This window comes from Micromonospora sp. NPDC049301, from assembly GCF_040678715.1.
In the GTDB taxonomy this organism is placed as follows: domain Bacteria; phylum Actinomycetota; class Actinomycetes; order Mycobacteriales; family Micromonosporaceae; genus Micromonospora.
This window is the reverse complement of the sequence record NZ_JBFAQO010000004.1, coordinates 523482-536207: the sequence shown is the minus strand read 5'-3', so window position 1 is coordinate 536207 and position 12726 is coordinate 523482. Positions and strand designations below refer to the sequence as shown.

Sequence of the window (12726 nt, the reverse complement as noted above, 5' to 3'; positions counted from 1 at the left end):
TGGAGGGCGTGAGCAGCGCGGCGAATCGGTGATGATGGTTGCGTGAGCGAAGCCGGCACCGCCACCGACCGTCCCCACCAGCCGGCCCCCACGTCCCCGCCGGCGGGGCCACCGACGCCCGGCCCCCGCACGCTCGGCCCGTGGCTGGTGGCCGCGGCGACCAGCGTGACGCTGCTGGTGCTCGCCGGCCGCTACGGCTACCACCGTGACGAGCTGTACTTCCTGCTCTGCGGCCGGCACCTCGACTGGGGCTACGTCGACCAGGGGCCGCTGGTACCGGCGCTGGCCCGGCTGCTCGACACGATCGCGCCGGGCAGTCTGGTCGTGCTGCGTACCCCGTCGGCGCTGATGGCCGGCGGCGCGGTCCTGCTGGTCGCCGCCATCGCCCGGCAGCTGGGCGCCGGCCGGGGCGCGCAGAGCTTCGCGGCGCTGCTCGCCGCGCTGTCCGGCATCGTGCTCGCCGGGGGCCACCTGCTCAGCACCACCACCGTCGACCTGCTGGCCTGGCTGGTCGCGGCGTGGTGTGCGGTGCGGCTGCTGCGCACCGGTGACAGCCGCTGGGCGCTCGGCATCGGGGTGGCGCTCGGCGTCGGCATGCTCAACAAGGTGCTGCCCGCGCTGCTGGCCGTGGGCCTGATCGCCGGGGTGGCCATCGCCGGCCCACGTCGGCTGCTGCGCGACAGGTGGGTCCTCGCCGCCGCCGGGGTCGCCGCGCTGCTGGCCGCGCCGAACCTGATCTGGCAGGCGGCGAACGGTTTCCCGCAGCTCGGTGTGGCCGCGTCGATCTCCGGCGGCGACAGCTCCTACAGCGGTCGCCTCGACGCGCTCACCCTCCAGTTCGTCATCATCAGCCCGTACGCGGTGCCGATCTGGATCGCCGGCCTCGTCGCGTTGCTGCGCCGGCCAGCGTGGCGGGCGTACCGGGCGGTGGGCTGGGCCTGGCCGGTGGTGGTCGGCATCGTGCTGATCGCCGGCGGCAAGGGCTACTACGACGCGCCGCTGCTGCTGGTCCTCACCGCCGCCGGCGCGGTGGTCACCGCCGCCTGGGCGTCGCGCGGCGCCGTCCGGCTGCGTCGGGGGCTGCTCGCGCTGGCGGCGGTGCCGTTCCTTCTGCCGACCGTCGTGCTGTTGCTGCCGGTGCTGCCCGCCGACCGGCTGCCCGCTTTCGTGCTCGACGTCAACTACGACGCCGGCGAGACCATCGGCTGGCCGGCGTTCGTCGACTCGGTCGCCACCGTCCACCGTGGCCTGCCACCCGAGGAGCGCTCCCGCGCGGTCGTCCTGACCGGCAACTACGGCGAGGCCGGGGCGCTGGCCCGCTACGGCCCGGCCCGTGGTCTTCCGCCGGCCCACTCCGGGCACAACAGCATGGTCGACTTCGGCCGGCCACCCGCCGACGCCGATGTGGTGATCGTCGTCGGTTGGGAACGCCCCGACCCGCTGAACGCCTGGTTCGACGAGTGCGCGCTCGCCGGGCGGGTGGACCAGCGGGTCGAGATCGACAACGACGAGAACGGCGGCCCGATCTTCGTTTGCCGTGGGCTGCGACGTCCGTGGGCGCAGATCTGGGACACCGAGGTACGCCACGCCGGCTGACGGCGGTCAGCTGTCGTTCGCGCCGGTCAGCCAGGCGCGTACCGCGGGCAGTGCCTCCGGGCCGGAGTCGGTGCCGACGTCCCGGGCGAGATCGGCGATCGTGACCGCGGCGAGCGCCCGGCGCCACGCCTCCTCGGCTCCCCACATCGCGCGGGCGACCGGGCACGGCTTGGTGCAGGCGGTGGCCGGCGTCGCCAACGGGCCGCGCTGGCGGATCTCGGTGCAGACGAAGGCGGGCCCGGGACCGTCGACGGCCCGCACCACGTCGAGCAACGTGATGCTCTCCGGAGCGCGGGTCAGGGCGTAGCCGCCGGACTTGCCCTGCACGGAGTGGATGAGGCCGGCGCGAGCGAGCGACTGGAGCTGCTTCGCCAGGTAGCTGCCGGAGACGTCGTGCAGCTCCGCGAGCTTGGCCGCCGGGACGGGCCTGCTGCTGGTGGTGAGGACGACGCAGCAGTGCAGCGCCCACTCGACCCCGCCGGACATCCTCATCGCCTCACCCTAGCCACCCCGCTACTCGGACTCTTGCTGTCCGAGTATAGTTCTCGGACAAGGGGAGTCCGAGTTGCCGGCTTCAGTGACGCGGCCGGACACCTGGCCCCAGGGAGCTACATCAGCAGGAAAGGTGTGCTGGGCATGAAGATCGCCGTGCTGGGTGGAACCGGCCTCATCGGTTCACAGGTTGTCAAGATCTTGCAGGCGGCAGGGCACGAGGCGGTGCCGCTGTCGCAGTCCACCGGGGTGGACCTCCTCACCGGGCAGGGCCTGTCCGAGGCACTCAAGGGCGCCGAGGTGGTCGTCAACCTGACGAACTCGCCGACCTTCGACGAGGCCTCGCCCGCCTTCTTCCAGACGACCATGGACAACCTCCTGGCCGCGGCCCAGCGTGAAGGCGTCGGCCACGCGGTCGTCCTCTCCATCGTCGGCGTCGACCAGGTCCCCGCCCTGGACTACTACCGCGCCAAGGTTCTCCAGGAGGACATCCTCAAGGCCGGCCCCGTGCCGTACTCCATCGTTCGCGTCACCCAGTTCTTCGAATTCATGGACGCGGTCATCTCCTGGACCTCCGACGAGAGCGGCGTCCGCCTGCCCGCCACCCCCGTGCAGCCCATCGCCTCGGCCGACGTCGCGCAGGCCGTCGCCGACGTCAGCATGGGCGCCCCGCTCCAGGGCGTCCGCAACATCGCCGGCCCGGATGTCTTTCCGCTCGTCGAGCTCGGCAGGATCACCCTCGCGGCCCGCGGTGACCAGCGGAGCATCGTCACCGACGACAGCGCCGGCATGTTCGCCGCCGTGCCCGGCGACGTCCTCATCGCCCGCGACGACGCCGTCATCGCGCCCACCGCCTACCGGGAGTGGCTCGGGCGCTAGCCCCATCAGCAGGCCGCCGCGGTGCGCTGCGCCCACCAGTCCGGGCGCAGCGCACCGGCGTCCGCACGTACCTCGCCGGCTGGCCTAACCTGGCGCCGTGCTGTCGCAGCTGAGGGGCCTGTCCCGACACTTCACCGAGGAGAGCCTGCGGGCGTACCTGCTGGATCGGGCCGTCCGCCGGGACGACGGCTGCCTGATCGTGCGTGGCTACGGAGAGCGGCGGGGCGTCCACCAGAAGCTCGCCGGTCGGGCCTGGGCGCACATCGCGGCGTACGTGGTCTTCGTGGGCGGATACGACCCGCAGCTGAGGGTGCAGCACCTCTGCGGCGCTGCCGACTGCATCGAGCCCACCCACCTGCGGCAGGTCAGCCATGCCGACAACTGCCGCAGCCGCGCTCAGCAGCCGCGCTGTCGACACGGGCACGAGCGGGAGATCGACCCCGACACCGGTCGGTACCGCAGGGTCTGCCGCCTGTGCAACAGCGCGGCGCAGCAGCGCTGGCGCGCGCGCCAGGCCGCGGAGGTTGCCGCGGCGCGCGCCAGTCACGGGCGGGTGAGCTGACGGCGCGGCGGCGACGCAGGCGCCAGGAGACGCAGAGTGGCACGTCGGGGATCGTCTGCGTCCGCTCCGTGATCGTCCGCAGGACCTCGGCTTCGAGGTCGAGCTTCACCGGCGGCCGGCCGGGAAGACGGCTGCTGATCAGCTGGGCCAGCTCCCCACTGATGTTGAGCCCCCCGGTTCCTCCCTTGAGGACCACGTCGACCCGGCGGCAGCGGACCAACGGAGCGCCGAGGGCGGACCCATTGGCCACACCGACGCTGGCGCGCAACTTGACGTACGGCCCGGCGGCGACGCCGGGCCGCCCGAAGCCGACGAGGAACCGGAACTCCGGTGAGATCACGACGCCGGCGCCGGCGAGCGGTACGCGCTCATGTCGACGAAGCCGGACATAGCGTTCACACTCATTCCAATGCAACGGGGGACCCTGGTCATCGTTGCGTTAGAACGAGCTCCGTTGCAACGATATTCATGGTCTGGCCTGCGGTGAAGCCATTTCTGTGCAACGGACCTGTTGCCGGACCGCTGAAGGCAACGTAGCGTTTCCGATGTCAGAAACAGCATGCGCAGGAGGAGAGCACGATGCAGACGTTCGACACCCCCACCCCGATCTCCGCCGTCCTCGACATCCCCGCGGGGCGCGTCCAGTTCATCGCCGCCGACCGGGCCGACACCACGGTCGAGGTCCTGCCCGCCGATGCGTCGAAGAGCCGCGACGTGAAGGTCGCGGAGCAGACCAGCGTCGAATACCGCGACGGCGTCCTGCGGATCGAGGCCTCGACGAAGAACCAGATCCTCGGAAGCTCCGGATCCATCGAGGTGACCGTCCACCTGCCCGCCGGTTCCCGGTTGGAGGTGAAGGCGGCCAGCGCCGAGTTCCGGGCCGTCGGACGGTTCGGCGACGTCGCCTTCGACGGCGCCCACGGCGCGATCGAGCTCGACGAGGCCGCGAGCGTCCGCCTCACCGCCCTCGCCGGTGACGTCGTGGTCGGCCGCCTCAACGGCCCCGCCGAGATCAGCACCGCGAAGGGCGACATCCGCATCGCCGAGGCCGTGCGCGGCACGCTCGTGCTGCGCACCCAGGCCGGTGACGTGTCGGTCGGCGCCGCCCACGGCGTCTCCGCCTCCCTGGACGCCGGCACCAGCTACGGCCGGATCCACAACGCGCTCATGAACACCGAAGGCGTCGCCGACCTGACCATCCACGCGACCACCGCCTACGGCGACATCGTCGCCCGCAGCCTCTGAGGAGCAGACACATGACCAACCTGGCCATCGCAGCGAACGACCTGCGCAAGTCCTACGGCGACAAGGTCGTGCTCGACGGCGTCGACCTGGCCGTCCCCGAAGGAACGATCTTCTCCCTGCTCGGTCCGAACGGCGCCGGCAAGACCACCGCCGTCAAGATCCTCTCCACCCTCATCTCCCCCGGCCCCACCTCCGGCGCCATCCGCGTCGGCGGCCACGACCTCGCCACCGAACCGCAGGCGGTACGCGCCGCGATCGGCGTGACCGGCCAGTTCTCCGCCGTCGACGGCCTGATCACCGGTGCGGAGAACATGCTCCTCATGGGCGACCTGCAGCACCTGTCCAAGCGCGAGGGTCAGCGCACCGCCGCCGAACTGCTGGAACGCTTCGACCTCACCGAGGCCGCGAAGAAGCCCGCCTCCACCTACTCCGGCGGCATGAAGCGCCGCCTCGACCTCGCCATGACGCTGGTCGGCAACCCGCGGATCATCTTCCTCGACGAACCGACCACCGGCCTCGACCCCCGCAGCCGCCACAACATGTGGCAGATCATCCGCGAGCTCGTCTCCGACGGCGTCACCGTCTTCCTCACCACCCAGTACCTGGAGGAGGCCGACGAGCTCGCCGACCGGATCGCCGTGCTCAACGACGGGAAGATCGCCGCCGAGGGCACCGCCAAGGAGCTGAAGCGCCTCATCCCCGGCGGGCACGTCCGGCTCCGCTTCACCGACCCGACCACGTACCAGTCGGCGGCCTTCGCGCTGCACGACGCCACCCGCGACGACGAGTCCCTCGCGCTGCAGATCCCCAGCGACGGCAGCCAGCGCGAGCTCCGCTCCATCCTCGACCGGCTGGACTCGGCCTCGATCGAGGCCGACGAGCTGACCGTGCACACCCCCGACCTCGACGACGTGTTCTTCGCCCTGACCGGCGGCGCCAACGTCCCCCACCAGCCCAAGGAGGCCGTCCGATGAGCTCCCTCTCCCTCGCCGTACGCGATTCGTCCACGATGCTGCGCCGCAACCTCCTGCACGCCCGGCGCTACCCGTCGCTCACCCTGAACCTGCTGCTCACCCCGATCATGCTGCTGTTGCTCTTCGTCTACGTGTTCGGCGACACGATGGGCTCGGGCATCATCGGCGGCGGCGCGGACCGCTCCGAGTACGTCGCGTACATCGTCCCGGGCCTCCTGCTGATGACCATCGGCAGCACCGTGATCGGCACCGCGGTGTCGGTCTCCAACGACATGACCGAGGGCATCATCGCCCGCTTCCGCACGATGGCGATCCACCGCGGCTCGGTGCTCGTCGGGCACGTCGTCGGCAGCGTGCTGCAGTCGGTCCTGAGCGTGGTCCTGGTGGGCGCCGTCGCCGTGGCCATCGGCTTCCGGTCCAGGGACGCGGGCGTCCTGGAGTGGCTCGCGGCGTTCGGGTTGCTGGTGCTCTTCGCCCTGGCGCTCACCTGGATCGCGGTCGGCATGGGCCTGGTCAGCCCGAACGCCGAGGCCGCCAGCAACAACGCGATGCCGCTGATCCTGCTGCCGCTGCTCTCCAGCGCCTTCGTCCCGGTCGACGCCATGCCCGGCTGGCTCCAGCCGGTCGCCGAGTACCAGCCGTTCACGCCCGCCATCGAGACCCTGCGCGGCCTGCTGCTCGGCAGCGAGATCGGCCACAACGGGTGGCTCGCGGTCGTCTGGTGCCTGGGTCTGGCGGTGCTCGGCTACTTCTGGTCGACGTCGAAGTTCAACAACGACCCGAGGTAACCTCCCGCAGCTTGTCGCCGACAGGGGCGGCGCACGCCGACACCACGTCGGCGTACGCCGCCCCTGTTGTTGAGTGACACGAAAGTGTCAGTGAAAGTGACATGGTTTGTCAGTACTCTGATCCTCGGTCGCGCGGTGGCCGGCAAGAGCAGTGCGAAATCGCGCCCCGGGTCTCCGCCCTCGCCGAGAAGCAGCGGCACGTCGTAGACCGACATGTCCGAGCGGGAACCTGGCGGTGCGCGGTATTTGTTATCTGCTGTATTCGCCGGCGCCAACGTTAGGATTCTGGCTTGCCGCGGCCAAGGCCGGCAGGAAGCTCGGTCAGGGATGGCGCTCCGTCCCGGCTGTAGCTTCCGATGTGTGGCGGTGTCGCCCGGATCCAGGAGTGCGCTGACTCGGCGCGGTCGGTGACGAGTGGTCGGCGCGTAGGGCCATGGCGAAGGTGGTCGCGCCTAGAGCGGCCAGGGTTGCTATCACGGCGAAGACTGTGCGTAGCCCGCTGAGTAGCAGCGCCGGTCCGGCGGCGGTGTATCCGACGAACGCTGCGAAGTGTTCGACCGTCGCCACTGCGGTCATCACGTGAGGTCGGATCGGTGTCGGGGTGCGCAGGGTGACGCGGGTGTTGACAGTTGCGGCTAGCAACGGCGTGGCCAGTCCGACCAGAAACAGTCCGCCGGCCACTGCGAACGCCTGATCGACGAGTAACAGCCATAGCGGGGCGCATTGCAGCATGGCGGCTCCGGTGAGGCCGGTGTTGTTCATCCGACCCAGGTTGGTGACGGCCACCAGGCTGCCGGCGGCGAGGCCGGCGCCGTTCGCCGCGGTGAGGAGCCCCAACGTTCGAGGGTCACCTCCCAGGTCGTCCATCACCAGCACCGGCAGGCAGATGAACACAGCGGGGACCGACATGGTCACCAATGTCTGGGCGAGCACGAAGAGTCGAAGTGCTCGATGGCGCAGCGCGTGGCGTAGACCCGCGAACATGGCCGCCTGCTCGTCGCTCGCACGAGCGGACTCACTGTCCGTGCGGGCTGCGACAGTGGCGGGCGGCCGGACGAAGAGGGCCAGGATGACGAAGGAGATGAGATACGTGCCGGCGTCGATCCAGAGCACCTGGGTTGGTCCGAGGAGCGCGATGAGTAGGCCGCCGAGGGCGGGCCCGGCGAGGGCGGCAACTCTGGTCGCACCGTCGATCAGGCTGTTGGCCCGGGCGAGGAGCTTCTCGTCGGTGCCCCGTATTGGGCCGAGGAGGTCGGCCAGGATGAGCCGCTGTGAAGAGACATACGGAGCGGTGAACGCACCGAGACTGAACGAGACCACAAGCAGGGCCGGCAGGCTGAGCCATCCCGCCTGATGCAGCAGTGGAATCAACCCCATCAGCGGTGCGCGCGCCGCGTCGCAGATCAGCATGGTGCGCCGTACTCCCAGCCGGGCCACGACCCTGCCGCTGGGCAGACCCAGTGCCACGACGCCGAGAAACTCTGCGGCCAGGACCGCGCTCATCTTCACCGGCGAGCCAGTGGTCACCAGGACGAACCATGGCAGCGCCAAGAGCGTGAGCCAGGAGCCGAGGGTGGACAGCAGCTTCGCGACGAATAGGGCGAGCATGCCTGGTGTATGCAGCATCAGCTCGGGCCGTCATGGGCGGGGACGGCGTATCCGAAGAAGTCGACCCGGCGGGCGTGCGGCCGGCGGGGCCGGGTGGCGGCGGTGTACTCGCCAATGACGGCTTTGATTCGCTCAGTGACCTCGACGAGTTCTTCGGGGTCGAGGTAGCCGAAGTCATTGCCGACCCATGCCGCTTCCTGCCACGCGGTGTCGAAGTCGTCCTGGTGGCGTTCATAGGAGTCCAGGGCGACGAGTCGCTGGGCGATGAACTGTTCTCGCAGTGCCCGGGAGGCGGCGACGAACTCCGGCGAGCCGTCACCGGTCGCTGTCCAGGTGATGCCTCGGCTGGTTGCTCGCCACGGTCGCTCGCGTCCTTCTGCCAGCTCGGGCGCGGGCTCCACGAGGCCCCACTTGGCCAACTGGCCGACGTGATAGCTGATGGATGCCGTGGACTCGCCGGTCCGGTCGGCCAGCTTCCGACCAGAGGCCGGACCGTCGACGGTAAGCAGCTCGAGAAGCCTGAGCCGAATGGGATGGGCGAGCGCGCGCAGCGCCTGCGGGTCGGTGATCTGCCTTGGACGGGACGACATCGGACCAACATATCTTGGCCAACACTTCTTGGCCAGCTTGAATCTCGGCAGTGTCGTTGGAGGCGCTGCCGCTGCGCTCGGTTCGCACGAAACGGAACCGGTCGCTTCTTTCGTAGCCGCCGGTGAGCGATCAAGACGAAGGACGTACACGAACGCGTGCCTGCAGGTACGGAGTCCAGTCCCGGGCGGCTCGGCGTGCCCACCCGACGGCGCTGCTGATGCTTATGCCGAGTACGTCGGCGAGGACGGCTGGGGGCAGTTCGGCCGCCAGCCAGATCAGAGCGGCGTTGCGTGCGGGCCGGACCTCGATGCCGTGCCGTCGTAGGCGGGTTCGCATTCCTCCGGCGGAGACAGGTCTTCCCGCCTGTCGTCCTGGGAAGAGCCAGCCGGGTGTTCCGGTCGAGACGAGGGCGTCCGTCGGTAGTCGTGCGGGCAGGGCATCCAGGATCTGGCTGAGTGCGGGCGGCATGATCGCTCGGTGGGCCTGGACGGTGAGGTAGCGGCGCCCGCATTCCTCGGTGAGTTGGTCGGTGCGTAGCTCGATGAGCCGGGTCAGCGGCAGTCCGTAGAGCAGCAGCAGTGCGCCGGCGGCGCGGACGTCGACGGGCATGGTGAGATCTTGCAGGCAGCGGGTGAGCAGATTCCATCGCCTGTCGTCGCTCATGGTGATCTGCGGTTCGCCATGCTGCGGGTAGGGGACGTGTAGGTCGCCGATCAGTCCTTGGCGGCGGGCCCACCGCACGAAGCCAGCGATCTGGTAGCTGCCCCCGTCGTCGAGCCAGCGGTCGATGTCGGGTTGGGTGAGGGCGTCGAGGGTGAGGTTGTGGTGGTCGAGCCAGGTCAGCAGCCCAACTGCAACTGTGATCTTGATGCGGGTGTGGCGGGCGCTGAGTTCGGTGAACCGTCGGCGGGCGGCGCGGCGGCGGGCGCGGCGCAGTTCCGACCAGACTGCGTACTGGCGTACCAGGCCTCGGTGGCCGTTGGGGACGGTTGCCAGTAGGCGGTTCAGCCAGCCGGGTAGCCGCTCCAGGTGCTCGTTTCGTGTTGGCAGGACGCGGAGGTGAACGAGCATGTGCCGCAATGCGATCACGCTGGGACGGTCCGGAAGCGCGTCGAAGGTCGCGTGTTCGATGGGACTTCCGTCGCGAATCAGCACCTGCAAGAGTCGGGCGCCACTGGCGGGGTTGCGAAGCCACTGGAGAACTGAGCGGGGTCGCCTGGCGGCGGCGAGCGCCTCGACCACAGGTGTCAGCGCTGCGGGTACGTCGCCGTCGTTGTCGCTGAAGTGCTCTTCGAGGCGCTGGCGGGTCACGCAGCGCACGCATCGTCCGTCGCGGAAGCGTTCTTCCCCGCCGCCGCACTGCCGGCACAGGTAGTCGCGTTCCGCCCCGGCGCACGGCCCGCAGACCGCTCGCTGCTGGGCGTCCAGGCCGATCAGGACCCTCGTCTGCTTGCAGCGGGCGCATTCGGCTGGGTGGCTGCGTGCCCGTCGGTAGCAGGAACGGCAGACCGGGCCAAGGGGCCAGCGGATCACGATCCTGCGGTCGTGGCCGCAGCGGGCGCATAGGGCAACGGCCACGGGGCGGCACTGGTAGCAGAGCGGTCGCTCGGTCCGCACGCCGGTGCAAAACCGCAGTTCGCCGCAGCCGGCGCACCTGGCTCGTTCGCCGCGGCTGCACCGCTGGCACAGATCCGGCGTGCCGCCGCAGCCGCGGACCTGAATCACGCCGAGCTCCCCGCAGCGGCCGCAGCAGCCCTGCCGACGAGGCCGGTGATTGCGCTCGTAGCAGCGGGAGCAGACCGGCCCGCCCGGGGTTCGAGCACTGGCCGGCGCCGGCGTGCCGCAATCCGAGCAGCGGTGCAGGGGCTTGCGATGGCACGCGTTCCAGACGGCGCTGCCGTCCGCACGCCGGTGGTCGACCCGCCGGTCACGACCGCAGCTAGCGCACGGCTCGTACCGCGCCGAGTCGCGCGCATAGCACCGATCGCATACCGCTCCCGCTTCGTCGATCATCGCGATCCGATTGAGCTCGCCGCACCGCGAGCACGTCTTCCTGCGCGCGTCCGCGGCGCAGCCGAGGCAGATCCGCTGGCCCGCCGCATCACGTTCGGGCAGGTTGCTGCGCCGCTGCCGGCAGCTCGCGCAGACCGGCACCTGGACGGGAATGCCGGCCGCTTCCAGCCGCCGTAGCAGTCGGAACAAGCCCACCGGTGCGTCCGGCGGCGCGGTCGTCAGCGCGTCGGGGTGGCTGCTCAGGTAGGCGTCCACCTGTCGCAGCGCGACGTGCCGGTGGGCGTTGACGTCGGTGAGCACCTGCAGCGCCTGCGTATCGTCAAGGCCCGGCAGCGTGCTGAGAACGGCGACGATGCGGGCGCGGGCGGCGGCGGCCGGGCTGGTGCTCACGAGGCCGGGGGTCGTCGGATGGTGCTGCGTTGCACCGGCGGCGGAGGCCCACCTGCCGCGCCGGCCTCCTTGGCGACCTGGGCGTTGACGACCTCGACGGTGATCAGGTCGTTCGGTGTGCAGGTGAGGATGTCGCACAGCGCGGCGAGGACGTCCATGCTCAACCGTTGCGGCGGCGCGGTCACCAGCCGGTAGACCTGTTCTCGAGACAGGCGAACTCCGCGCTCGGCCAGTAGCGGCACCAGATCGGTGGTGGAGTACATGTCACGCTCGGCCATCCGCAGCCGCAGTTGCCAGGCGACGCCCATCTTCTTGATCACGTCGTCTCCCACAGGATTCCGCCACGGTCCCGCAACGCGCGAGTGAGAAGTTGGTTGCGGTAATCGTCGGAAACACTGGTGTACAGCGCGGTGGTGGCGGCGTAGGCGTGCCCGACCTGTTCCTGCACGAACCGCTCCGGGTAGTCGAACTCGACTAGGTGTGTCACGTACGAGTGCCGCAGGCTGTGCAGATCCAGCGCCGAATCCAGACCGGCCGCCTCCCGGGCGGCGACGAACGCCTCGTTGATCCCACGCCAGGCCAGCCTGCCCCGCCGCTCGGTCACCCACAACGCGGGATGGGCACCCGGCGCGAACCTCGGGCGAACCTCCGTCAGCCATTGCTCGAGCACCGGCACCAGCCAATCCATCTCCGGCACCAGCAGCACGGTGCGCCGTTTCGGCGAACCGCCACGCGAGGACTTCCCCCACCGCACCATCACCGCGCCACACTGGCCGAAAGCCGGCACCTTCGGGTTCCGGCGCAGATCCACCACGTCCAACCCCCACGCTTCCCGGCGCCGCAATCCGAAGGCGTACACCGTCTTGAGCAGCGCGGCGTCGCGTTGCGCCGCCGACGCTCCCTTGCGGCCCGTGCTACGGATCTGTTCGACCCGCCCATCCGCGGCGTCGAATAATGCCTGCACCTCGTCGTAGGTCAACGGCCGGCGGCCCGGCTGCCCCTCGAACCCGTCGGTGTGCGGCACCGTGTTCCACTCGCCCAGCACCTGCTGCGGCGCCTCACCGAAACGCTCGACACACACCGCAGGCCAGCCGTACCGGGCGTCAGTGGCGTACTCAAGGAACATCTGCAGGTCGGCGAGATAACCCCGGGCCGTCGACACCACGATCGGCCGCGGCCCGGACCGTAGCCCGTCGATGAACGCCTCCACGTCGGAGGCGCTCCACTGCCACGGGTACAGGTTCGAGAAGCGAAACAGCCGCCGTACCAGCTCCAGCCGCCGGCCGATGGTGTCCGACTTCAGAAACCGCACCCGCTGCTGGCGGGCCCAGCCGTCCAGCATCGCCTCGGACACCGCCGCAGGCGGATCCAGGTACGCCACCTCGCCTGCCAGCACGAGATGCGCAGCACCGGGAAGATCGACCCGACTCGCCATCACCGTTGCATCTAACCCAACATTGAGGCACCGCTGCCGGACGACGCGCCGCTGCCTGCTCCTGCAAGAAGAAAGCCCTCAAGGATCGGTTCTACGATCAGGGCTGGAAGCTGTCGGGCGTCCAGATGGATACATCAGATGCATCCAATTCCG

General features: G+C 70.0%; 12 protein-coding genes. 6 read left to right on the top strand and 6 right to left on the bottom strand.

The genetic code is table 11. From position 1 onward, the window contains the following. Positions 1 to 42: 42 nt before the first annotated feature. Positions 43 to 1596 (top strand): glycosyltransferase family 39 protein, encoded by a 1554-nt coding sequence (locus AB0K07_RS15395; protein ID WP_363755426.1) that lies wholly within the window; start codon positions 43 to 45, stop codon positions 1594 to 1596. Between the two features lie 6 nt (positions 1597 to 1602). Here the strand turns inward: AB0K07_RS15395 and AB0K07_RS15390 are convergent, their stop codons facing one another. Beyond that, positions 1603 to 2088, bottom strand: coding sequence for an Rrf2 family transcriptional regulator (locus AB0K07_RS15390; RefSeq protein ID WP_363755424.1), 486 nt, complete (start codon positions 2086 to 2088; stop codon positions 1603 to 1605). A 144-nt stretch (positions 2089 to 2232) separates the two neighbouring features. On the opposite strand from AB0K07_RS15390, the gene AB0K07_RS15385 reads away from it, so the two are divergent. From AB0K07_RS15385 to AB0K07_RS15365, 5 genes are all read left to right on the top strand, one after another. Then, positions 2233 to 2967, top strand: coding sequence for an SDR family oxidoreductase (locus AB0K07_RS15385; protein WP_363755422.1), 735 nt, complete (start codon positions 2233 to 2235; stop codon positions 2965 to 2967). A 97-nt stretch (positions 2968 to 3064) separates the two neighbouring features. After that, positions 3065 to 3529, top strand: coding sequence for an HNH endonuclease (locus tag AB0K07_RS15380; RefSeq protein WP_363755420.1), 465 nt, complete (start codon positions 3065 to 3067; stop codon positions 3527 to 3529). A 579-nt stretch (positions 3530 to 4108) separates the two neighbouring features. Beyond that, a complete protein-coding gene (locus tag AB0K07_RS15375; RefSeq protein ID WP_363755418.1) occupies positions 4109 to 4774 on the top strand; it encodes a DUF4097 family beta strand repeat-containing protein in 666 nt (221 codons plus the stop codon). Positions 4775 to 4785: 11 nt separating this feature from the next. Beyond that, the gene (locus tag AB0K07_RS15370; RefSeq protein ID WP_363755416.1) at positions 4786 to 5748 is read left to right on the top strand and encodes an ATP-binding cassette domain-containing protein; all 963 of its coding nucleotides are present in this window, start codon (positions 4786 to 4788) and stop codon (positions 5746 to 5748) included. Continuing rightward, positions 5745 to 6536, top strand: coding sequence for an ABC transporter permease (locus AB0K07_RS15365; RefSeq protein WP_363755414.1), 792 nt, complete (start codon positions 5745 to 5747; stop codon positions 6534 to 6536). The genes AB0K07_RS15370 and AB0K07_RS15365 overlap by 4 nt, the downstream gene beginning before the upstream one ends. 321 nt (positions 6537 to 6857) lie before the next feature. Here AB0K07_RS15365 and AB0K07_RS15360 read toward each other — a convergent pair whose 3' ends face one another. From AB0K07_RS15360 to AB0K07_RS15340, 5 genes are all read right to left on the bottom strand, one after another. Continuing rightward, positions 6858 to 8144 carry an MFS transporter gene (locus AB0K07_RS15360; protein ID WP_363755412.1) on the bottom strand — a complete coding sequence of 429 codons (1287 nt, stop codon included), beginning with the start codon at positions 8142 to 8144 and terminating at the stop codon, positions 6858 to 6860. Between the two features lie 17 nt (positions 8145 to 8161). Then, complete coding sequence (locus AB0K07_RS15355) at positions 8162 to 8734, bottom strand: winged helix-turn-helix domain-containing protein (protein WP_363755410.1); 573 nt, start codon at positions 8732 to 8734, stop codon at positions 8162 to 8164. A gap of 130 nt (positions 8735 to 8864) precedes the next feature. Continuing rightward, positions 8865 to 11138: a hypothetical protein gene (locus AB0K07_RS15350; protein WP_363755408.1), complete on the bottom strand. Its 2274-nt coding sequence runs from the start codon at positions 11136 to 11138 to the stop codon at positions 8865 to 8867. Beyond that, entirely contained in the window at positions 11135 to 11458 is a 324-nt protein-coding gene (locus AB0K07_RS15345) for a helix-turn-helix transcriptional regulator (protein WP_363755406.1), read from the bottom strand. Before AB0K07_RS15345 ends, AB0K07_RS15350 begins: the two co-directional genes overlap by 4 nt. Next, the gene (locus tag AB0K07_RS15340) at positions 11455 to 12573 is read right to left on the bottom strand and encodes a tyrosine-type recombinase/integrase (protein WP_363755404.1); all 1119 of its coding nucleotides are present in this window, start codon (positions 12571 to 12573) and stop codon (positions 11455 to 11457) included. Before AB0K07_RS15340 ends, AB0K07_RS15345 begins: the two co-directional genes overlap by 4 nt. Positions 12574 to 12726 lie beyond the last annotated feature (153 nt).

What these genes read in the sequence shown, in the direction of transcription:
- AB0K07_RS15390 (WP_363755424.1), bottom strand. Translation starts at nt 2,088, where the DNA reads ATGAGGATGTCCGGCGGGGTCGAGTGGGCGCTGCACTGCTGCGTCGTC.
- AB0K07_RS15385 (WP_363755422.1), top strand. Translation starts at nt 2,233, where the DNA reads ATGAAGATCGCCGTGCTGGGTGGAACCGGCCTCATCGGTTCACAGGTT.
- AB0K07_RS15375 (WP_363755418.1), top strand. Translation starts at nt 4,109, where the DNA reads ATGCAGACGTTCGACACCCCCACCCCGATCTCCGCCGTCCTCGACATC.
- AB0K07_RS15370 (WP_363755416.1), top strand. Translation starts at nt 4,786, where the DNA reads ATGACCAACCTGGCCATCGCAGCGAACGACCTGCGCAAGTCCTACGGC.
- AB0K07_RS15365 (WP_363755414.1), top strand. Translation starts at nt 5,745, where the DNA reads ATGAGCTCCCTCTCCCTCGCCGTACGCGATTCGTCCACGATGCTGCGC.
- AB0K07_RS15360 (WP_363755412.1), bottom strand. Translation starts at nt 8,144, where the DNA reads ATGCTCGCCCTATTCGTCGCGAAGCTGCTGTCCACCCTCGGCTCCTGG.
- AB0K07_RS15355 (WP_363755410.1), bottom strand. Translation starts at nt 8,734, where the DNA reads ATGTCGTCCCGTCCAAGGCAGATCACCGACCCGCAGGCGCTGCGCGCG.
- AB0K07_RS15340 (WP_363755404.1), bottom strand. Translation starts at nt 12,573, where the DNA reads ATGGCGAGTCGGGTCGATCTTCCCGGTGCTGCGCATCTCGTGCTGGCA.